The 19,685-nt window shown below is 73.0% G+C and carries 20 protein-coding genes; 10 read left to right on the top strand and 10 right to left on the bottom strand.

Annotated features, from left to right (window positions below; genetic code table 11):
* Nucleotides 1–40 precede the first annotated feature (40 nt).
* The 5 genes from ACPU2J_RS05500 to ACPU2J_RS05480 form a co-directional block, all read right to left on the bottom strand.
* Entirely contained in the window at nt 41–199 is a 159-nt protein-coding gene (locus tag ACPU2J_RS05500) for a hypothetical protein (protein WP_420081494.1), read from the bottom strand.
* A 32-nt stretch (nt 200–231) separates the two neighbouring features.
* Nucleotides 232–1,188 (bottom strand): cytochrome c oxidase assembly protein, encoded by a 957-nt coding sequence (locus ACPU2J_RS05495; protein ID WP_361594121.1) that lies wholly within the window; start codon nt 1,186–1,188, stop codon nt 232–234.
* A gap of 90 nt (nt 1,189–1,278) precedes the next feature.
* Nucleotides 1,279–2,304 carry a 6-phosphofructokinase gene (locus ACPU2J_RS05490; protein WP_361594123.1) on the bottom strand — a complete coding sequence of 342 codons (1,026 nt, stop codon included), beginning with the start codon at nt 2,302–2,304 and terminating at the stop codon, nt 1,279–1,281.
* A 215-nt stretch (nt 2,305–2,519) separates the two neighbouring features.
* Entirely contained in the window at nt 2,520–3,248 is a 729-nt protein-coding gene (locus tag ACPU2J_RS05485) for a type 1 glutamine amidotransferase (protein WP_361594125.1), read from the bottom strand.
* A gap of 28 nt (nt 3,249–3,276) precedes the next feature.
* The gene (locus ACPU2J_RS05480) at nt 3,277–4,515 is read right to left on the bottom strand and encodes a Mur ligase family protein (protein WP_361594127.1); all 1,239 of its coding nucleotides are present in this window, start codon (nt 4,513–4,515) and stop codon (nt 3,277–3,279) included.
* A gap of 123 nt (nt 4,516–4,638) precedes the next feature.
* Here ACPU2J_RS05480 and def point away from each other — a divergent pair, with 123 nt between their 5' ends.
* The gene (gene def, locus ACPU2J_RS05475; protein WP_423832878.1) at nt 4,639–5,193 is read left to right on the top strand and encodes a peptide deformylase; all 555 of its coding nucleotides are present in this window, start codon (nt 4,639–4,641) and stop codon (nt 5,191–5,193) included.
* A gap of 85 nt (nt 5,194–5,278) precedes the next feature.
* Here the strand turns inward: def and ACPU2J_RS05470 are convergent, their stop codons facing one another.
* Entirely contained in the window at nt 5,279–5,926 is a 648-nt protein-coding gene (locus ACPU2J_RS05470; protein ID WP_420081497.1) for a TetR family transcriptional regulator, read from the bottom strand.
* A 215-nt stretch (nt 5,927–6,141) separates the two neighbouring features.
* Here ACPU2J_RS05470 and ACPU2J_RS05465 point away from each other — a divergent pair, with 215 nt between their 5' ends.
* A complete protein-coding gene (locus ACPU2J_RS05465) occupies nt 6,142–7,371 on the top strand; it encodes an acyl-CoA dehydrogenase family protein (RefSeq protein ID WP_365494858.1) in 1,230 nt (409 codons plus the stop codon).
* A gap of 58 nt (nt 7,372–7,429) precedes the next feature.
* Here ACPU2J_RS05465 and ACPU2J_RS05460 read toward each other — a convergent pair whose 3' ends face one another.
* Entirely contained in the window at nt 7,430–8,161 is a 732-nt protein-coding gene (locus tag ACPU2J_RS05460; RefSeq protein ID WP_420081498.1) for an LppU/SCO3897 family protein, read from the bottom strand.
* Between the two features lie 129 nt (nt 8,162–8,290).
* A complete protein-coding gene (locus ACPU2J_RS05455) occupies nt 8,291–8,728 on the bottom strand; it encodes an SRPBCC family protein (protein ID WP_399823127.1) in 438 nt (145 codons plus the stop codon).
* A gap of 155 nt (nt 8,729–8,883) precedes the next feature.
* Here ACPU2J_RS05455 and ACPU2J_RS05450 point away from each other — a divergent pair, with 155 nt between their 5' ends.
* A complete protein-coding gene (locus ACPU2J_RS05450; RefSeq protein ID WP_361594139.1) occupies nt 8,884–9,069 on the top strand; it encodes a DUF5999 family protein in 186 nt (61 codons plus the stop codon).
* A gap of 229 nt (nt 9,070–9,298) precedes the next feature.
* Here the strand turns inward: ACPU2J_RS05450 and ACPU2J_RS05445 are convergent, their stop codons facing one another.
* On the bottom strand, nt 9,299–11,245 hold the full coding sequence (locus tag ACPU2J_RS05445) for an ATP-binding protein (protein WP_423832877.1): 1,947 nt from the start codon (nt 11,243–11,245) through the stop codon (nt 9,299–9,301).
* Between the two features lie 221 nt (nt 11,246–11,466).
* Nucleotides 11,467–12,432: a fibronectin type III domain-containing protein gene (locus tag ACPU2J_RS05440; protein WP_389070507.1), complete on the bottom strand. Its 966-nt coding sequence runs from the start codon at nt 12,430–12,432 to the stop codon at nt 11,467–11,469.
* 181 nt (nt 12,433–12,613) lie between these two features.
* Between ACPU2J_RS05440 and ACPU2J_RS05435 the strand changes: the two genes are divergently transcribed.
* The 7 genes from ACPU2J_RS05435 to ACPU2J_RS05405 all read left to right on the top strand — a co-directional run bounded on the left by ACPU2J_RS05435 (nt 12,614) and on the right by ACPU2J_RS05405 (nt 19,673).
* Nucleotides 12,614–14,209 (top strand): ABC transporter substrate-binding protein, encoded by a 1,596-nt coding sequence (locus ACPU2J_RS05435; RefSeq protein WP_423834933.1) that lies wholly within the window; start codon nt 12,614–12,616, stop codon nt 14,207–14,209.
* A gap of 55 nt (nt 14,210–14,264) precedes the next feature.
* On the top strand, nt 14,265–15,230 hold the full coding sequence (locus ACPU2J_RS05430) for an ABC transporter permease (RefSeq protein ID WP_420082497.1): 966 nt from the start codon (nt 14,265–14,267) through the stop codon (nt 15,228–15,230).
* A complete protein-coding gene (locus tag ACPU2J_RS05425; RefSeq protein ID WP_420081500.1) occupies nt 15,223–16,089 on the top strand; it encodes an ABC transporter permease in 867 nt (288 codons plus the stop codon). Before ACPU2J_RS05430 ends, ACPU2J_RS05425 begins: the two co-directional genes overlap by 8 nt.
* A gap of 53 nt (nt 16,090–16,142) precedes the next feature.
* The gene (locus tag ACPU2J_RS05420; RefSeq protein WP_420082498.1) at nt 16,143–17,033 is read left to right on the top strand and encodes an ABC transporter ATP-binding protein; all 891 of its coding nucleotides are present in this window, start codon (nt 16,143–16,145) and stop codon (nt 17,031–17,033) included.
* Nucleotides 17,026–17,685 (top strand): ABC transporter ATP-binding protein, encoded by a 660-nt coding sequence (locus ACPU2J_RS05415; RefSeq protein ID WP_361594147.1) that lies wholly within the window; start codon nt 17,026–17,028, stop codon nt 17,683–17,685. Before ACPU2J_RS05420 ends, ACPU2J_RS05415 begins: the two co-directional genes overlap by 8 nt.
* Nucleotides 17,686–17,783: 98 nt before the next feature.
* A complete protein-coding gene (locus ACPU2J_RS05410; protein ID WP_361594149.1) occupies nt 17,784–17,978 on the top strand; it encodes a hypothetical protein in 195 nt (64 codons plus the stop codon).
* Between the two features lie 129 nt (nt 17,979–18,107).
* Nucleotides 18,108–19,673 carry a hypothetical protein gene (locus ACPU2J_RS05405; protein WP_423832876.1) on the top strand — a complete coding sequence of 522 codons (1,566 nt, stop codon included), beginning with the start codon at nt 18,108–18,110 and terminating at the stop codon, nt 19,671–19,673.
* The last annotated feature ends 12 nt before the right edge of the window (nt 19,674–19,685 follow it).

Here is a 19,685-nt window from a genome sequence, read left to right as displayed (position 1 = left end):
ACGGTGAGCCACGGGCCGGAGGGGCCGGTGGGAATCTTCCTCAGCCATTGCGCGATGCGGCCATCCCCGCGGTCAGCAGGCCCAGCACCACCCAGCCGAACCACAGCCAGCCGTTGCTGCCCAGGACCACGGAGTACGCGGCGACTGCCACCAGTGCGGCGAAGGTCATGACGGCCATCGCCTTAACGGATCCGGTCATGCCCCATGGTGGCGCGCGGAGACGGCAATCCGCTACTGGCCACGCGCTTGGAGCGAGGCGAGATACGCGTTGTACGCCTCCAGCTCCTGGTCGCCGTTGCGGTCGGCCGCCCGGTCGGAGCGCTTCGCGGCGCGCTGCTCGGAGTGGTACCACTGGTAGATCAGGGCGATCAGCACGAGGACCGAGGGGATCTCGCTGAAGGCCCAGGCGATGCCGCCGCCCCACTGCTGGTCGAGGAGCGGATCGATGCCCAGGGAGGCCGGCGGGTTCGCGTACGTCTTGATCATCGGCTCGCTCGCCATCATCAGGGCGATGCCGAAGAAGGCGTGGAAGGGCATGCCGGCGAAGAGCTCCAGCATCCGCATCACGTAGCCCGGACGGTGCGGGCCCGGGTCGATGCCCATGATCGGCCAGAAGAAGATCAGTCCGACGGCCAGGAAGTGGACCATCATCGCGATGTGCCCCGTGCGGCTCTCCATCAGGAAGTCGAAGAGCGGCGTGAAGTAGAGCGCGTAGAGGCTCGCGATGAACATCGGGATGGTGAAGGCCGGGTGGGTGACGATCCGCATGTACCGGCTGTGCAGCAGCGCCAGCAGCAGTTCGCGGGGTCCCTTGCGGCCGCGCCCGGCGGGCGGCAGGGCGCGCAGCGCCAGGGTCACGGGGGCGCCCAGCAGCACCAGGATCGGCGTGATCATGCTGATCACCATGTGCTGGACCATGTGCACGCTGAACATCACCATGCCGTAGTCGTTCAGCTTGGTGCACATCACCAGGACGACGGTCAGCACGCCCACGGTGAACGCGATCGTCCGGCCCAGGGGCCAGGCGTCGCCGCGCCGGCGCAGCCGCAGCACGCCCCACCCGTACAGCGCGAGCGCGAGCAGCGAGCCGAACAGGAAGAAGCCGTCGAAGGAGAACTCCAGTCCGCGGCCGAGAGTGAACGGTGGCATGTCCATGTGCATGTCCATGCCGTGCCCGCTGTGGTCCATCTGTTCACTCCCTTGACTGTGGCGCCCCACCACAGTAGTGCCGCCCCCGGACGCACGTGCGCGCGGGGGCGGCCTGTCACAAAAGGGACGTCACAGAACGGTCTGGGCCTCGTCGTAGCGGTCGGCCGGGACCGTCTTGAGGGTGGAGGTCGCCTCGGCGAGCGGCACCATCACGATGTCCGTGCCGCGCAGAGCCGTCAGCATGCCGAACTCACCCCGGTGCGCGGCCTCCACCGCGTGCCAGCCGAAGCGGGTGGCCAGCACCCGGTCGTACGCGGTGGGCGTGCCGCCGCGCTGGACGTGGCCCAGGATCACCGGCCGGGCCTCCTTGCCCAGGCGGTTCTCCAGCTCGACGGCCAGCAGGTTGCCGATGCCGGCGAACCGCTCGTGGCCGTAGATGTCCTTGCCGCGCTCCTCGAAGGCCATCGAACCGGGCTTCGGCTTGGCGCCCTCGGCGACCACGACGATCGCGAACCGCTTGCCCGCGGAGAAGCGCTCGCCGACGATCTCCGTCAGCTCGTCTATGTCGAAGGGGCGCTCCGGCACGACGATGGCGTGCGCGCCGGCCGCCATGCCCGAGTGCAGGGCGATCCAGCCCGTGTGGCGACCCATGACCTCGACGACCATCACGCGCTGGTGGGACTCGGCGGTGGTCTTCAGCCGGTCGAGCGCCTCCGTCGCCACTCCGACGGCCGTGTCGAAGCCGAAGGTGACGTCGGTGGAGGCGATGTCGTTGTCGATGGTCTTCGGGACGCCGACGATCGGCAGGCCGGCCTGCGAGAGCAGGTTCGCTGCCTTCAGGGTGCCCTCGCCGCCGATCGGGATGATCGCGTCGAGGCCGAGGTCGGCGACGTGCCCGCGGGCCCGCTCGACGCCGTCGCGCAGGTGCTCGGGCTGGACCCGGGAGGAGCCGAGGATGGTGCCGCCGCGGGCGAGGATGCCGCCGACGGCGTCCAGGTCGAGCTTGCGGTAGTCCGCCTCCAGCAGGCCCTTCCACCCGTCGTGGAAGCCGATCACCTCGTCGCCGTGGTCGACGACGGCGCGGTGCACGACGGAGCGGATGACGGCGTTGAGGCCGGGGCAGTCGCCACCGGAAGTGAGCACACCAATGCGCATGGCAGAAGAGACCTTTGCAACGTGGGCCGACGACCGGACCACGTCGTCCGGTTGGAACTAACGCCACCCTACAAGCGGAAGGAGGGTGGGCTGAACCATCCTCCACCCCCTCTTCGTGATCGTCGTACGAAACGACGTCGGCCCGGTTCCCCCAAGGGAAAACCGGGCCGAACACATGATGCGGGGGCCGCCCCGATGAGCGGTCCGCGGGTGCGCTACGCGGGCTGCGTCGCGGCGGCGATGCGCTCCGCGCGCAGCGCGTCGTACCACCGGTCGTCTATGGCCGGCAGTGCGTTCACGTCGAGGGCCAGCTTCAGCAGCAGGTCCGCGATGTGCGGGTTGCGGGCCATCACGGGACCGTGCATGTAGGTGCCGAACACCGTGTCGTTGTAGGCGCCTTCGGTGCCGTCGCCGGTGCCGTTCCCGCGGCCCATGCTCACCCGGGCGAACGGCCGCGCCGTCGGTCCGAGGTGGGTCACGCCCTGGTGGTTCTCGAAGCCCGTCAGCTGCGGCAGGCCCAGACGCGGGTCGATGTCGGCGAGGACGTCGCCCACGCAGCGCTCGCCCTCACCGCGCACGGTGACGACGTCCAGCAGGCCGAGGCCCTCCTGGCGCTGGCCCATGTCGTTGACGAATTCCTTGCCGAGGATCTGGTAGCCGGCGCAGACGGAGAAGACGATCGCCCCGTTCGAGACGGCCCGCTCCAGACCGCCGTCGCGCAGCAGGCGCTCCGCGGCGAGGCGCTGCGGGCGGTCCTCGCCGCCGCCGATCAGGTAGATGTCGCCCGAGGTGGGGATGGGCTGGTCGCTGCGCACGTCCACGCGCTGCACGTCCAGGCCGCGCTGGCGGGCCCGGCGCTCCACGACCAGGGCGTTGCCCTGGTCTCCGTACGTGCTGAGCAGGTCGGGGTAGACCCACACCAGACGCAGGCTGTTGTCGCTCATGCTCTTGTGTCCTCTGGGGGTATGAGTACTAGTTGCCGACGCGGCGGCGCACGTCCTGGAAGGCGGTGTAGTTGGCGATCAGCTCGATCTGTCCGGGCGGCGCGAGCTGCACGGCCTCGTCGATGCTCTCGCACACCCGGAAGTCCAGGCCCGCGACCTCCAGGCGGACCGCGAGGTCGAGCTTGCGGTCGCCGATCACGAAGATCGGGTGGCCGGACAGACGGGGGTAGTCCACGTCCCACAGCCAGGAGGTGTCGGTGCCGTCGGCGCCCCGCGCGTTCACGGAGAGGATGACCGGGGTCGGCGGCGGGTCGATCAGCGAGAACGTCTCGAGCCACCCGGCCGGGTTCTTCGCGAGCAGCAGCCGCAGCTCACGGCCCTGGAACTGGACCACGTCGTAGCGGCCGGCGACGGCCTGCACCTGGTACATCCGCTCCAGTGCCACCTGCGGCGGGACGCCGAAGACGGCGGCCACGGCGGCCGAGGTGGCGGCGTTGGCCTTGTTGGCGCGGCCGGGCAGCTGGAGGTGGATCGGCCAGGCCGAGCCGTGCGGGTCCAGGACGTGGTCGCCGGAGAGCACCCAGGTCGGGGTCGGGCGGCGGAAGCCGCACTCGCCGCAGAACCAGTCGTCGCCCGGACGCTGCATGACGCCACCGCAGGAGGGGCACGACCAGGCGTCGTCCTTCCACTCCTGGCCGGCCGCGACCCACACCACGTTCTGCGAGGAGGAGGCGGACCAGACGATCAGCGGGTCGTCGCAGTTCGCGACGACGACGGCCTTGGAGCCGGAGAGGCCCTCGCGCCACTTCTCCGCGAGCATGCGGGTCTCGGCGGCGCGGTCAAGCTGGTCGCGGGAGAGGTTGAGCAGGGCGATCACCTTGGGGGTGACGTCCCTGGCGACTCCGGCCAGGTACTTCTCGTCGACCTCGATGACGCCGTACTTGGCGTCCGAGCCGCCCGCCAGCGCGGAGGTGATGCCCGCCGGCATGTTGGCGCCGAGGGCGTTGGAGACGACCGGACCGCTGGCCCGCAGGGCCTCCGCGATCAGCCGGGTCGTGGTGGTTTTGCCGTTCGTCGCGGAGACGAGGACGACGTCGAGGTGTTGCGCCAGCGCGCCGAGAAGATCGGGGTCGAGTTTGAGTGCGACCTTGCCACCGATCACCGATCCGCTTCCGCGTCCCGCGGCCCGCGACACCGCCGCCGCGGCCTTGCCCGCCGTCACGGCCAGCTTGGCCCGCGGCGAAAGCGGCTCCGTGTTGCCTGCCATCGTCCCTTGTCCTCCTAGCGTCGGTCGCCCCCAGCCTATCCAGTACCTGCCGGAGCCTTGACCGCGGCGCCCCCGCCCCGCCGCGGATCTCCTCATATAGTCGCCCGTCGTAGGCTTACGGCCATGCGACAGCGCGCCATCCCCGGTACCACCGGCCTCGTCCGCACCATGAGCCTGCTGGGTGACCCGGTGCTCCACTCTCCCTGTGCGGAGGTCACCGCGTTCGGCCCGGATCTGGACCGGCTCATCGAGGACATGTTCGCCACGATGTACGCGGCCGAGGGCGTCGGCCTGGCCGCCAACCAGATCGGCGTCGCCCAGCGGGTGTTCGTGTACGACTGCCCCGACGACGAGGAGGTCCGCCACGTCGGGCACATCGTCAACCCGCGTCTGGTGGAGGCCGACGGGGACGAGTTCCGCGGACCCGAGGGCTGCCTGTCCCTGCCCGGGCTGGAGGCGGGCACCGTCCGCTTCGACCACGCGGTCGTCGAGGGGGTCACCTCCGACGGGGCCCCCGTACGGGTGTCGGGCACCGGGTTCTTCGCGCGGTGCCTCCAGCACGAGTGCGACCACCTCGACGGGACGGTGTACGCGGACCGGGTGACGGGGCTGCGGGGTCGGCGCCTGCGGCGGGCGATCGGCCGGACCTCGTGGGGCCGGCGCGCCGCGCACGGCTAGCGGGGCCCGCGCGCTGTCGAGCCGCGGCCGTGTCCCGGCTTTGCCTGGGAGGTACCCCGGGCAAAGCCGGATGGGGGCCGGAGCGTCAGAAGCCGGGGCCGTCGGCTCGGTTGCCGGCGGTCGCCAGGCGGCCCCAGAGGAGGTCGGTGAGGGCGGCGACCAGCTCGGCTCGCTCGCAGGGCCGTTCGCCCAGCCACCAGTCACCGGCCGCGTGCATCATGCCGACGATCCCGTGGCCCCAGACGCGGGCGAGCTGCTCCCCGCCGGTGCCGAGGTCCACCCGCTCGCTGATGACCTGGGCCAGCTCCTCGCCGAGCCTGCGCAGCAGCGGCGCCGAGTGCAGGCCCACGTCGAAGCCGCGCTCCGCGGTGTGCGGCGAGTCCTCGGCCGGGTGCATCAGGAAGCGGTAGACCTGCGGGCGGGCCTCGATGGCCGCGAGGTAGGTGTCGAGGGTGGCCTCGACCCGGCGCCGGCGTTCGGCGGGGGCGTCGAGGGCCGCCCGCAGCGAGTCGAGCAGCCCGTCGGTGTGCCGGACGGCCAGGGCCTGGTAGAGACCGGCCTTGTCCCCGAAGTGCCGGTAGAGGATCGGCTTGGTGATGCCGGCCTCGGCCGCGATGGCGTTCATGGAGGCCTTGGGGCCGTCCCTGAGTACGACCCGGTCGGCGGCTTCGAGCAGTTCCCGTCGGCGGCGCTCGGCCGCTCCCGGTTCCCCGGCCTGCTGCGTGGTCTCCATGACGTGTTCTCTCCCCGCCCTTGCGATGTGCGTGACGCCCACGCAACGTAACACCCGGGGCGCCCCGCCGATCGAACCGGCGGGCGTCCGGCCCGCGGCCGCCGCCGGTGCCGGCGGTGCTTGACAGTGCTTACTCGCCGGTAACAGACTGTGGCCATCGCAAGGGTTACCGCTAGTAACCTCTGTAGGGACGAGTACGGACAGGTGGAGGGGACATGGCGGAGTTCACCATGGAGCTGAACGACGACCAGAAGCAGGTGCGGGACTGGATCCACGGCTTCGCGGCCGATGTGATGCGCCCCGCCGCCGCCGAATGGGACGAGCGCGAAGAGACTCCGTGGCCCGTCATCCAGGAGGCCGCCAAGGTCGGCATCTACTCGCTGGACTTCTACGCCCAGCAGTTCTTCGACCCGACCGGCCTCGGCATCCCGATGGCCATGGAGGAGCTGTTCTGGGGCGACGCCGGGATCGCGCTGTCCATCGTCGGCACCGGCCTCGCCGCCATCGGCGTCGTCGCCAACGGCACCGAGGAGCAGATCGGGACCTGGATCCCGCAGATGTACGGCACCCCCGACGACGTGAAGGTGGCGGCCTTCTGCTCCTCCGAGCCGGACGCCGGGTCGGACGTAGGCTCCATGCGCACCCGCGCGGTCTACGACCAGGCGAAGGACGAGTGGGTCCTCAACGGCACCAAGACCTGGGCCACCAACGGCGGCATCGCCAACGTCCACATCGTCGTGGCCGTCGTCGACCCCGCGCTGGGCACCAAGGGGCACGCCTCCTTCATCGTGCCGCCCGGCACCCCGGGGCTGTCGCAGGGGCAGAAGTTCAAGAAGCACGGCATCCGCGCCTCGCACACCGCCGAGGTGGTCCTGGAGGACGTGCGGATCCCCGGCTCCTGCCTGCTCGGCGGCAAGGAGAAGCTGGACGAGCGCCTCGCCCGGGCCCACGAGCGCGCCCGCAGCGGTGGGGGCGAGCGGGTCAAGAACGCGGCCATGGCCACCTTCGAGGCCTCCCGGCCGGCGGTCGGGGCGATGGCGGTCGGTACCGCCCGCGCGGCCTACGAGGTCGCCCTGGACTACGCGAAGACCCGTACGCAGTTCGGGCGCCCCATCATCGACAACCAGGGCGTGGCCTTCCAGCTCGCCGACATGCGCACGCAGATCGACGCGGCCCGGCTGCTGGTGTGGCGGGCCTCCTGGATGGCGGTCGCGGGCCGGCCGTTCGAGTCGGCCGAGGGGTCGATGTCCAAGCTCTTCGCGAGCGAGGTCGCCAAGAAGGTCACCGCCCAGGCGGTGCAGATCCTCGGCGGCAACGGCTTCACCCGCGAGTACCCGGTGGAGCGCATGCACCGCGACAGCGCGATCTACACCATCTTCGAGGGGACCAGCGAGATCCAGCGCCTGGTCATCGCGCGCACGATCTCCGGCATGCCGATCCGCTAGGACGGTGTGCGGCGGGCCGTACGGGGGAGGGGGCTTCGCCCCGCCCCGTACGGCCCGTTCAGCGCAGCGGGGTCAGGCAGTTGAGGGTGAGGTCGGGGCTGTACTCCGGGCGGGCGACGTAGTCCCCGGGAGCGCAGGTGCCGCCCGTCGCCGCCGTCGGACGGGACACCTTGTACTCGGCCCGCCGGGACGAGCAGTCGGTCACCACCAGCTCCTGGTCGCTCCAGTCGCCGTCGTTGCGCACGCACTGGCCGGACTGCAGCGGGCGCGGACCGTCGTCCCCGGCGACCAGTCCCAGCAGCAGGAGCGCCGGCACCGCCAAGGCCAGCAGCGCGAGCGGCGTGAGGACGAGCAGGGCCGGGCCCCGGCACCACAGCGGCTTGCCCGGGTCCAGGGCCGGGCGGAAGCCCCCGCTCGGCGGGGCGAGCCGGCGGAAGGCCGCGCGCGGGCCGAGGTTCATCAGCAGGGTCACCGGCGTCGCGACCAGCGACAGGGGGCTCCACCACCCCTGCCACAGGGTGTCCGAGGACATGCGCCGGTAGGTGGCGAGCCCGCAGTCCCGGCAGAACGGCCCGCGCGCGCTCAGGAACCGCATCAGCACGACCAGGCCCTGGTGGCCGCGTACGGTCGCGGGCGCGGCCGGCCAGGCCCCGCACAGGCTGCAGCCGTACCGGCCCGGCTGCGGGTGGGATCCGTACGCGCCGTAGGGCTGCGGGACGTACGGGCCGGCGGGGCCGGCGGCGTACGGGCCCGTGGCGTGCGGGTGCGGTGGCGGTGGCGGAGTTGCCACGGAGGTCTCCTCGGTCGCTGCGGATCACCGGCGTGGTGACCTCGGCACCCTAAGGGCCCGTCGATCATGCCGGGCCCGCGGGGTCGGCCGGGCCCGGCGGACCGGGCGGGAGGCCCCGGGCTCGGCGTGTCAGGGGCGCAGCAGCCGGACGACGGCCCGGCCGAAGAGGAGGCGGCCGGCCGCCGCCACCAGGGGATCCAGGAGCCGGGGGAAGCCGCGCAGGTGCAGTTCCTCGCGCCAGTGGACCTCCGAGCCGCCCACGGACAGGGGGCGGATCTCGATCTCCGCCCAGCCCGTCACCACACGGCCGCGCTTCTCCAGCCGGGCCAGCCCCGCGGAGGACCCCGCGGGCGGCCGCCAGACGGTGACCTCCATGCGGTCGTCGAATGTGATCCCGGCCACACCGGTGCGCGCCGTGAAGACCGTCCCGACGCGCGTCGGGGGCTCCGTCTCGATGATCGTCCGGGTGAGGGGGACCTGCGCGCCGTGGCGCTGCCAGTCGGTGAGCCGCGACCACGCCTCGGGGGCCGGTGCGGACGTGCGGTGAACGATCCGGATAACGGGCATGAGCGCATGGTAATGGGGCATACACACCGTGAACTGGATGGCGAATATGGGTTCCGTCCGGGGGTGGCGATCAGTAATACTCGCCGCCACCGTGGATCGCGGATTCGACCGGGTGACCACCGGCCCTCCCGCCCCACTTTGCGAGGAGGTGCGCCATGTGCTCCCACCAGCCCCCCTGCCCAGCCGCCGACAGCGCCGATCACGACGCCGCACGCATCGTGGCCCCCCACCCCGAACAGGGGTGGAGCCTGCTGTGCAACGGAGTGGTGATCTTCGACGACACCGGTGAGCTGCTCCCCGACAGCCGTGCGGTGCAACCGCGCCGCCCGGCCCTGGTCTGAGCAAGGAGGCAGCATGCGCCAGCAGCTGATCCGCAAGCCCGTCCCCAAGCCCGCTCCCCGAGACCTGGACCTGCGCACACCGTCGGGCAGACCCCTCCCGTACTGACGGGAGCCCCGGCACGGTTACACCGCCTCGCACCGCGCGCCGCGTCCGAGAGCTGCCGCCCGGCCCCCGGGGCCCGGCGGGAGGTCCCGGACCGGTCGGGCGCGGCCCCCGCTCGGTCCCTGCTCAGCCCGTGGTCGCCGCCGCGCCGCCGCGGAACGCCGTCTCGTAGGCGGCGTCCCCGATCGAGGCCCGTGCCTGCTGCTCGCCGCGGTCCCTGACGGCTTTCAGGGAGGGGGAGCCCATCTGCGGCCGCCCCACGGTCCGCCACCAGGCGTGCGCGGTACCGAGCAGGCGGGCCGCCAGTTCCCCGTCGCCCAGCCCCGCCACCGCGGCGGCCAGCAGGTCCAGCCCCAGCGCGATGCCGAAGCGGTCACCGAGCAGCCGTTTGCCGGACAGCATGGCCCGGACGTGCCGGGCGGCCTCGCCGTGGTCGCCCAGGCCCAGCGAGGCGACGGCCAGGATGTAGTCGGCGTAGGCCCGCAGCCACCGTTCGCCCAGTTCCGCGCAGGTCTCCCGCAGGGACCGCGCCTCTTCGGCCGCCTCCTCGAACCGCCCCAGGTCGCACAGGGCGTAGGCGCCGGCCAGCTTGCACAGCAGCCAGCCCGCCCCGCTGGTGCGCCCGCCGTGACCGGCCCGGGCCCGGGGGCCGGCCAGGGACAGTGCCCGCAGCGGGTCGCCGGGCATGAGGACCGAGGTCGCCTTCAGGTGGGCGGCGCGCAGCTCCCGCTCGGGGTCCGCGAGCCGCACCGCGTCCCGGGTGCACTCCTCGGCGATCCGGCGGGCCGTGTCCAGGTCCCCCTGGAGCAGAGCGGTGAGCCCGAGGGCCCACAGGGCCTGGTTGTGGGCGGCCCCCGTGCGCGGGGCGGCCCGCAGTGCCCGCTCCAGGAAGGCGCGGCCCTCGCGGACGTGTCCGCAGGAGAACCAGTAGAACCACAGCGCCCCGGCCATCTCCATCGCGGCCGTGGGGTCGGAGCCGAGCAGGTGCTCCAGCGCGGTGCGCAGTTGTGCGTGCTCGGCGGTGATGCGGCGGAACCAGTCGATCTGCCCCGGGCCCATCCAGCCGCGGTCCGCGGCCTGGGAGAGCGCCGCGTACCAGTGGGCGTGCCGGTCGGTGACGATCTGCACCTCGCCGAGCTCGTCCAGCCAGTCGTGTCCGTACTCGCGGATCGTGTCCAGCATGCGGTAGCGGGTTCCGGAGCCCCGCTCCCGTATGCGCAGCACCACCGATTTGGCCACGAGCCCGCACAGGACGCCTTCCACCCGGGCGGCGGGCAGCGGGCCGCCCGCGCACACCGCCCGGGCGGCCGCGGCGTCGAAGTCGCCCGTGAAGACCGACAGCCGGGCCCAGAGCAGGCGTTCGAGGGGTTCGCACAGCTCGTGGCTCCAGCCGATCGTGGTCCGCATCGCCCGGTGTCGGGCGGGAAGGGCGCCGCCGAGGTCGGCGAGCATCTCAAAGCGCTCGCCGATCCGTTCGGCCATCTGCTCCACGGTCCACGACCGCAGCCGTGCTCCGGCGAGTTCGAGGGCGAGCGGGATGCCGTCCAGCCGTCGGCACACCTCCGCGGCGACGGCGGTGCTCCGGGGGTCGGCGAAGACGGCCGAGGAGGCGGGGGCCGCGGCGAGGGCGCGGGCGCGGAAGAGGGCCAGGGCGTCGCTGTCGGACCCTTCGCAGGGGAGGGGGCGGACCTCCACGACCTCCTCGGTGGCGCAGCCGAGCGGCTCCCGGGAGGTCACCAGGACGGTGAGTCCGGGTGCGGACTGCAGGAGTTCGCCCACGAGGTGGCGGCATTCGGGCACCAGGTGCTCGCAGGTGTCCAGGACCAGCAGGAGCTCCTTGTCGGCCATCCAGGCGCACAGCTCCTCGTCGGGCGGCCGGGGCGAGTGGCCGGCGAGTCCCACGGCGTGCGCGACGGTCGCGGTGAGCAGGCCGGGGTCGCGCAGCGGTGACAGCTCCACCCACCAGACGCCGTCGGCCCGTGCCTGGCCGGGGTCGGCGACGGCCCGCAGGGCGAGCCGTGACTTGCCCACGCCGCCCGTCCCGGTGAGGGTGGTCAGCCGGCGTTCGCGCAACAGGCCTCCCAGTAAGCGGAGTTCCGGTTCGCGGCCCACGAAGCCGGCCGGCTCCGCCGGCAGGTTCCCCGGGACGGCGCCGGAGCCCGGCGGGGGGCTCCCGTGCGGGGGACCCGCGGAATCTGCCTGACTGTCATTGACCGAGTACTCACCGAACACGGGAGTATTGTGCGCGATCTTCCCGGCCGGCCGTGCCGTGAAGGCCGGATTCGTGCCCTGCCTCACGGGGTGAGGGTGATCGTCCGTTCCGCGGAGAAGGCCCCCCAGTTGCCGTCGGGGAGCCGGGCGCGCAGCTTCACGGCCCACGTCGTCCCGGCCGGTTCGGACACCGACAGCCGGTGTTCGACCCTGCCCGCCGGTACGGCTCCCGCGCCGAACTGGACGACGGTGGTGGACCGTCCGTTGACGAACAGTTCGTACTCGGAGGTCTCGCGGCCGGTGTCCGGGGCGGTCCAGGAGAGGGTGACGGCGCCCGGCGAGGCCGTCGCGGTGAAGCCGGCGGGCGCGGTGCCCGGCCCGTCGCCGGAGGCGGGCGGGGTGGTGACGTCCACCGGCGGGCCGTCGGGGGAGGAGTTGTCCGCCCCGTCGCGGGCGCGGACGGTGAAGGTGTAGACGGTGTCGGGCCGCAGCCCGCTCAGCGTGGTGGCGCTCTCGCCGGGGCCGGCCGTGTGGATGCGCGCCCCGCCCTGGTAGACGTCGTACGCCGTCACGCCGGTGTCGTCCGTCGCCGGGGTCCATGTGAGCCGGGCGGAGCGGGGGCCGGTCGCGCTGCCGGTGGTGGTGGCGGGGGCGGTGGGGGCGCTGCGGTCCTCGGCCCGTGCGGCGGGGGTGGTCACGCGGACCTCCGGGCCGGCGGCGGAGAGGTTCCCGGCGGCGTCCTCGGCCCGGACGGTGAAGGCGTAGCCGGTCAGCGGGGTGAGGCCGGTGACGTCCACCATGGTCCGGTCCGCCGGGAGTTCGCGGACCGGGCGGCCGCCCTCGAAGACCCGGTAGCGGGTCACCCCGTGGGACTGCGCCACCGCGTCCCACATGACGTGCACGGAAGTGGCACTGCCGGCCTGGGCGGTGAGCCCGGCGGGGGCGGGCGGGGGCTCGTCGTCGGGGGCGGTGCACGCCGTGAGGCCCGCCGTGCCGGCGAGGCCCGCGAGGGCCAGGAAGAGGGCGAGCGTGGGGGCGCTGCGTCGCACGGGGTGCCTTCCTCGGCTGCCGTAAAGGTCTAGACATATATGGCACGGAAGGCGGCGGGCCGACAAGCCCCCTGCGGCCCTGGTCCGGCACTGTGCCCCGGTTCGTCTTCGTCTGATCCCGTCTGGCAATATTGCATGCTGTTTGCAAGAACATATGATCATGAACAGGGATGTGCAGCGCATGACGGCCCGGACAGTACGGGGAGCGGCCAGGGCGACGATGCTGGCCGCCGCACTCACCACGGGCCTGGCGGCCTGCTCCGCCCCCGGCGCCGGTGCGGCGAGGAACGCCGATTCCGTCGTGGTCGGCATCGCGACCGAGCCGGAGAGCCTGAGCCCCCTGCTGGGCTACGGCAAGGACGGCAACTCCAAGATCTTCGACGGGCTGCTCACCCACGACGCCGCCATGAAGCTGCAGCCCGCACTCGCCTCGGCCCTGCCCGAGGTCTCCGCCGACGGGCGCACCTACACCTACCCGCTGCGCCGGGGCGTGAAGTTCAGTGACGGGGCGCCCTTCTCCGCCAAGGACGTGGTCTTCACCTACCGGACCATCCTCGCGGCCGGCACCAACAACGCCTCGAAGACCGAACTCGACGCGATCGAGACGGTCGAGGCCAAGGGGGACGACACCGTCGTCTTCACCCTGAAGTACCCCTACGCGCCGTTCGCCGAGCGGACCGTGCTGCCGATCGCCCCCGAACACGTCGCGGGCCGGCAGGACGTCAACAGCGGCGACTTCACCACCCGGCCCGTCGGCACCGGACCGTACGTGCTCACCGGCTGGTCCAAGGGCGAGAAGCTCAGCTTCAAGGCCAACCCCGGCTACTGGGGCGGCGAGCCCGCCGTCAAGAAGTTCACCATGGCCGTGATCAAGGACGACGACGTCCGCGCCACCCGGCTGCGCTCCGGCGAGCTGGACGGGGCGATCCTGCCGCCGAACCTCGCCAAGGGCTTCGCCAAGGACGCGGACCGGCGCACCCACGCGGCCCGGACCTTCGACTACCGCAACGTGACCCTCCCCACCCACCACCCCGTGACCGGCGACGTCGCCGTCCGCCAGGCGCTCGACCTCGCCGTGGACCGCACCGCCATGGTCGACAAACTGCTGGACGGCGCCGGCCGGCCCGCCTACGGCCCCGTGCCCACCGACAGCCCGTGGTTCACGGCCGGCACCGAGCGCACCCACGACCTCGACCGGGCCCGGAAGATCCTCGACGACGCCGGATGGAAGCCGGGCGAGGACGGCATCCGCGCCAAGGACGGGGTCCGCGCCGCCTTCCCGCTCTGGTACACCTCAGGGGACAAGATCCGCCAGGACCACGCCCTCGCCTTCGCCTCCGACGCCCGCAAGGCCGGCATCGAGATCAAGGCCGAGGCCGGGACCTGGGAGGTCATCGAGCCCCGGATGAAGACCGAGGCCGTCCTCGCCGGCGGCGGCTCCCCGGCCGACCCGGACTTCGACCAGTACCAGCTGCTGACCTCCTCACTGGGCGGCGACGGCTTCAACAACATGGCCTGGTACGACGATCCTGCCGTCGACGCCGCCCTCGCCGAGGGTCGCCGCAGCGGCGACCCGGCGGTGCGCAAGGCCGCGTACGACACCGTGCAGCGCCGGCTCGCCCAGAACCCCGGCTACGTCTTCCTCACCCACATCGACCACCTCTACGTCGTCGACGACCGGTGGGACGGCCCCGGCACCCAGGTCGAACCCCACGACCACGGCCTCGGCTCCGGCCCCTGGTGGAACATCGAGAGCTGGAAGCCGAAGCAGAAGTGAGCCCGGCCCCGTGAGCACCCGTACCACCCGTACCACCCGGATCCCCTGGGCGCGGATGGCGCGCATGGCGGGGCGGCGGACCCTGTCCGCCGCCCCGGTGCTGCTCGCCGTCACCTTCGGGGTGTTCGCCGTCGCGGCCCTGTCCCCCTTCGACCCCGTCAAGGCCTACGCCGGAACCGCCGGGCTCACCGCCTCGCAGGCCGACCTCGACCAGCTGCGCGCCAACCTCGGAGCGGACCGGCCGCTGGTCACGCGCTGGTGGGACTGGCTGTGCTCCGCGCTGACCGGCGACCTCGGGACCTCCTCCGTGATGCGCCAGCCCGTCGCCGACGTCGTCACCGAGCGGGTGGGCTGGTCGGCGCTGCTGGCCGCGTGCGCCTTCACCGTGGCGGTGCTGGCGGGCACCCTGCTCGGGGTGCTCGCCGCGCGCCGGCAGGGCGGCCCGCTGGACCGGACCGTGTCCGCGCTCGCCTACACCCTGGAGGCCGCACCGGCCTTCTGGCTCGGCCTGCTCGCCATCTGGTTCTTCTCCGTACGGCTCGGAGCCCTGCCCTCGGGCGGCCTGACCGACGCCGGCAGCGACACCGTCACCGCCGGCCAGGTCGCCTCCCACCTGGTGCTCCCCGCCCTGGTCCTCGGCGTCTCCCAACTGCCCTGGTTCTTCCTCTACGTCCGCCAGGGCGTGGCCGACGCCCTGGCCGAGGACCCCGTACGCGGAGCCCGCGCGCGCGGACTCGCCGAGCGCAGCGTCCTGCTCCGCCACGCGCTCCGCTCCGGCATGCTGCCCATGCTGACGCTGATCGGCTCCCGGGTGCCGGAACTGATCACCGGCGCCCTGCTGGTCGAGACCGTCTTCAGCTGGCCGGGGATCGCCGCGGCGACCGTCCAGGCCGCCACCGCGGTCGACTTCCCCCTCCTCGCGGCCCTCACCGTGCTGGCCACCGCGGCGGTGCTGGCGGGCAACCTGCTCTCCGACCTCCTGTACGGGCTGGCCGACCCGAGGGTGGGCTTCGATGGCTGAGACCGTCTGGCGCACCCGCGGCAGGGCCCGGCGTTCCACCCGCACCCTGCGCGTCCGCAGCTCCGCCGCCGTGCTGGCCGTGACCGTCCTCGCGGTGCTCGCCGTACCACCGCTCGTCCAGCTCGACCAGCAGGCGGTTGACCTCGGCGCCAAGCTGCTGCCCCCGTCCTGGGAGCACCCCTTCGGCACCGACGACGTCGGCCGCGACCTGCTCCTGCGCTGCGTGTACGGGCTGCGGGTGTCCCTCCTCGTCGGCCTGGTGGCCGCACTCGCGGCCACCGTGATCGGCACGGCGGTGGGCGCCGCCGCCGGCGCGCTCGGCGGGTGGACCGACCGGACGGTGATGCGGGCCGTCGACATGCTGTCCTCCATCCCGCACCTGCTCCTGGGCATCTTCATCGTGGCCGTGTTCCGGCCCGGGATCTGGCCCGTGATCGTCTCCGTCGCCGTCACCCACTGGCTGTCCACGGCCAGGATCGTCCGCGCCGAGGTCCTCTCCCTGCGCGGCCGCCCCTACGTGGACGCGGCCGTCTCCGGCGGGGCCTCCCGGTGGCGGGTCGCCGTACGGCACCTGGTGCCGGGCATCCTGCCCCAGGCCGGGCTCGCCGCCGTGCTGATGGTCCCGCACGCCATGTGGCACGAGTCCGCCCTGTCGTTCCTCGGGCTGGGGCTGCCCGCCCACCAGGCCAGCCTCGGCGGCCTGGTGCAGAGCGGACGCGGCTCGCTGCTCGCCGGGGACTGGTGGCCCACCCTCTTCCCCGGCCTCCTCCTGATCGTGCCCACGCTGGCGATCGCCGGGCTCGCCGGAGCCTGGCGCGACCGGCAGAACCCCCGCCGCCGCTCGGAGCTGACCCTGTGACCCCGCCCGCCGTCCCCGTCCTGGACGTGGAGCACCTCTCGGTCCGCTTCCGCATGCGCGGGCGCCGCCACGTCGAAGCCGTCACCGACGTGAACCTCCGCCTCGCGCCCGGCACATGCCTCGCCCTGGTGGGGGAGAGCGGCTGCGGGAAGTCCGTGCTCGCCTCCGCCCTCCTCGGGCTGCTCCCGGAGAACGCCGAGACCGCCGGGTCCGCCCGGCTCGCCGACGGCCTGGACCTGCTGGCCGCGGACGAACGCACCCTCGCGCGGACCGTGCGCGGCCGGCGCGTCGGACTCGTCCCGCAGAGCCCGGCCGCCCACCTCACCCCGGTGCGCACCATCAGGTCCCAGCTGGAGGAAGCGGTCCGCGAACTGACCGGTGTCCGCCGGGCCGACCTGCGCGCGGCGGGCGAGGCGGCCGCGGAGCGGGCGGCCTTCCCCGCCACCCACCTCGACCGCCATCCCCACGAGCTCTCCGGAGGCCTGGCCCAGCGGGCCGCGACCGCCCTCGCCCTCGTCGGGGACGCCCCGCTGCTCCTCGCCGACGAGCCGACCACCGGCCTCGACCGCGACCTCGTCGAACGCACCGTCGACGAGCTGCGCGCCCACACCCGCGACGCCGGCCGGGCACTGCTGATGATCACGCACGATCTTGCCGCCGCCGAACGCATCGCCGACACCGTCGCCGTCATGTACGCCGGGCGGATCGTGGAACTCGCCCCGGCCCCCGCGTTCTTCGGACGTCCCGGCCCCCGTCACCCCTATGCCCGCGGCCTGCTCCACGCCCTCCCCGAGCGCGCCTTCACCCCCGTCCCCGGAGCCCCGCCCGAGCTCGGGAACCTTCCGGCCGGCTGCGCCTTCGCCCCCCGCTGCGCCGCCGCCGACCCACACTGCCGCGCCCACCGGCCCGCGCTCACCGAAGGGGTGGCCTGCCACCGTGCTTGAGCTCAAGGACATCACCGCCGGCTACGACCGCCGGGCGCCCGCCTTCCGCGGCGCACACCTCACCCTGCACCCCGGCGAGGCCCTGGGCCTGCTCGGGCCGAGCGGCTGCGGCAAGTCCACCCTGGCCCGGGTCGCCGCCCTGCTGCACGCCCCCGACCGGGGCACCGTCACCCTCGACGGCCACACGGTGACCGGCTTCCACCACCGTGCCCCGCGCTCCCTGCGCACCTCGGTCGGGGTGGTCTTCCAGCAGCCCCGGCTCGCCGCTGACCCCCGCCTGCGGCTGCGCGACCTCGTCGCCGAACCGCTCCGCGCGACCGGACGGCGTGCCGAAGCGGATTCCGCCGTACCCGAGTGGGCGGAGCGCGTGGGCCTCGACGCGGACCTGCTCGGCCGCCGCCCCCACGAGGTCAGCGACGGCCAGCTCCAACGCGCCTGCCTGGCGCGGGCCCTGGTACTGGGGCCACGCTGGCTCGTCTGCGACGAGATGACCGCCATGCTGGACGCCTCCACCACGGCCGCCCTGGTCGCGGTCGTCGAGGAGTACCGTGCCCGGACCGGCGCCGGGCTCCTCGCGGTGGGCCACGACCCCGTGCTCCTCGGCCGCTGGTGCGGCCGCACGACCCGCTGGGACGAGATCGTCAAGGACTGACCTGCCGTCACGGACGGTCAACACCCGTACGGCGGACACGACTTTCGCCCGAAGCGCGCACCCGCTGCGCCACCATGTCGGGAACCCAGGAGGTCTCGATGGTGCTTTCCCTCTCCGTGGTCGTCCTGCTCCTCGTCCTCGCATGGATCTTCGTGCGCAGCGGCGGCCTGAAGCTCTCCCACGCGGTGATCTGCGTGCTGCTCGGCTTCCACCTCGCCGGCAGCAGCCTGGCAGCCACCCTCCACCAGGGCTTCACGGCCACGGCGAACGCGGTGTCGGGCCTCAACCCCTGACCGACTGTTGCGCCTTCGTGAATCATGGGGCGCGGCCATGGACTCCTCGGGCGGTGCGACCTAGCGTCGGGCGGCGGCGCGACGTCAGACGATCTGTCAACAGACCGAAGAGTCCTGGAGGAAGTCCGGATGTTCCGAAGAGCGCTGAACTGCGCCGTGGTACCGGCCGTCGCCGCCTTCACCGTGCTGTACGGGAGCTTTCCCGCCCAGGCCGAGGAGATACCGAAGGCCGCGGGCCACCGGCTGATCAGCCAGTACGAGGGCGAACCCGCGACGGCCGCCCCGCTGCCCGGCGAGGCCCCGCCGCAGCACCCCCACCTCGCGCCCAACGGGCGCAGCGGCATGCACTCCGACGCCACCGGCAGCGCCACCTCGCCCTGGTCGGGGCCGCTCGGCCGGAACCCGGAGGTGATCAGCGAGAAGATCGCCGCCCTGGGCGGCGAGTGCGCCACCGCCACCTTCGACTCCGGCGGCCGCCTGGTCACCGTGTGCGGCACCTTCTCCGGCTTCAAGGTCAAGCTCCTGGAGCCCCGTACGCTCGCCACCCTCGCCGAGTACCAGCTCCCGCAGCGCTCCTCCACCGTCGAGGCGATCACCTCGCTCGACTTCTCGAAGATCTTCAAGGACACCTCGGGCGGCGCCTACTTCTACCTGGACGCCCAGGACCGCGCCGTGCTCGCCGACTCCCGCCAGCACATCCTGCGTCTCTCCCACACCCAGGCCCCCGACGGCAGCTGGAAGTTCACCGTCGACGACGACTGGGACCTCACCGGCCACGTCCCGCACGACTGCGTGACCTGGACCAACCTCCGGCCCAGCGGCACCTGCGACCCCGTCACCTCGGTGATGCCCGACTGGGACGGCCGGATCTGGTGGGTCACCCGCCAGGGCCGGGTCGGCACCGTGGACCCGGCCACCTCGCTGATCCGCTCCGTGCGGCTGCCCGGCGAGGAGATCCAGAACTCCTTCTCCGTCGCCCGGGACGGCGTCTCCATCGTCTCCGACCACGCGCTCTACAGCTTCCGCGCCGCCGCCGACGGCACCCCCGAGGTGCAGTGGCGCCAGACGTACGACCGCGGCACCGCCGCCAAGCCCGGCTCCGTCAACCAGGGTTCGGGGACCACCCCCGACCTCTTCGGCGACGGCTACGTCGCGATCACCGACAACGCCGACGACCGGATGAACGTCCTGGTCTTCCGCCGCGGCACCGACGTCCCCGCCGACCGGCGGCTGGTCTGCAGGGTGCCGGTGTTCGGCTCCGGCGCCTCGACCACCGACAACTCGCTGATCACCTGGGGCAACAGCATCGTCGTCGAGAACAACTACGGCTACGAGAACCCCACCTCCGTGCTGCTGGGCAAGTCCGTCGTGGGCGGCGCCACCCGGATCGACGTCCGCGCCGACGGCAGCGGCTGCGACACCGTCTGGCACAGCGACGTGCGCGCCCCCTCCGTGGTCCCCAAGCTCTCGACCGCGAACGGGCTGCTCTACTTCTACGAGAAGCAGCCCCACGCCTGGGGGATCGACGGCTGGTACCTCACGGCGGTGGACTTCCGCACCGGTGAGCGGCGCTGGAGCCGGCTGACCGGCACCGGCCCCCTCTACGACAACAACTGGGCCCCGATCACCCTCGGTCCCGACGGCACCGCCTACATCGGCGTCTTCAACGGCATCGTCGCGGTCCGCGACCGCTGACCGCCGCCACGC

It is taken from the genome of Streptomyces manipurensis, assembly GCF_049570255.1.
GTDB lineage: Bacteria > Actinomycetota > Actinomycetes > Streptomycetales > Streptomycetaceae > Streptomyces > Streptomyces manipurensis.
Note: the sequence above shows the minus strand (reverse complement) of the source record. Positions and strands in the feature narration are given on the sequence as shown.

Coding starts and splice junctions, on each gene's coding strand:
- ACPU2J_RS05500 (WP_420081494.1), bottom strand. CDS start 199: ATGACCGGATCCGTTAAGGCGATGGCCGTCATGACCTTCGCCGCACTG.
- ACPU2J_RS05495 (WP_361594121.1), bottom strand. CDS start 1,188: ATGGACCACAGCGGGCACGGCATGGACATGCACATGGACATGCCACCG.
- ACPU2J_RS05490 (WP_361594123.1), bottom strand. CDS start 2,304: ATGCGCATTGGTGTGCTCACTTCCGGTGGCGACTGCCCCGGCCTCAAC.
- ACPU2J_RS05485 (WP_361594125.1), bottom strand. CDS start 3,248: ATGAGCGACAACAGCCTGCGTCTGGTGTGGGTCTACCCCGACCTGCTC.
- ACPU2J_RS05480 (WP_361594127.1), bottom strand. CDS start 4,515: ATGGCAGGCAACACGGAGCCGCTTTCGCCGCGGGCCAAGCTGGCCGTG.
- def (WP_423832878.1), top strand. CDS start 4,639: ATGCGACAGCGCGCCATCCCCGGTACCACCGGCCTCGTCCGCACCATG.
- ACPU2J_RS05470 (WP_420081497.1), bottom strand. CDS start 5,926: ATGGAGACCACGCAGCAGGCCGGGGAACCGGGAGCGGCCGAGCGCCGC.
- ACPU2J_RS05465 (WP_365494858.1), top strand. CDS start 6,142: ATGGCGGAGTTCACCATGGAGCTGAACGACGACCAGAAGCAGGTGCGG.
- ACPU2J_RS05455 (WP_399823127.1), bottom strand. CDS start 8,728: ATGCCCGTTATCCGGATCGTTCACCGCACGTCCGCACCGGCCCCCGAG.
- ACPU2J_RS05450 (WP_361594139.1), top strand. CDS start 8,884: ATGTGCTCCCACCAGCCCCCCTGCCCAGCCGCCGACAGCGCCGATCAC.
- ACPU2J_RS05435 (WP_423834933.1), top strand. CDS start 12,614: ATGACGGCCCGGACAGTACGGGGAGCGGCCAGGGCGACGATGCTGGCC.
- ACPU2J_RS05430 (WP_420082497.1), top strand. CDS start 14,265: ATGGCGCGCATGGCGGGGCGGCGGACCCTGTCCGCCGCCCCGGTGCTG.
- ACPU2J_RS05425 (WP_420081500.1), top strand. CDS start 15,223: ATGGCTGAGACCGTCTGGCGCACCCGCGGCAGGGCCCGGCGTTCCACC.
- ACPU2J_RS05420 (WP_420082498.1), top strand. CDS start 16,143: ATGCGCGGGCGCCGCCACGTCGAAGCCGTCACCGACGTGAACCTCCGC.
- ACPU2J_RS05410 (WP_361594149.1), top strand. CDS start 17,784: ATGGTGCTTTCCCTCTCCGTGGTCGTCCTGCTCCTCGTCCTCGCATGG.
- ACPU2J_RS05405 (WP_423832876.1), top strand. CDS start 18,108: ATGTTCCGAAGAGCGCTGAACTGCGCCGTGGTACCGGCCGTCGCCGCC.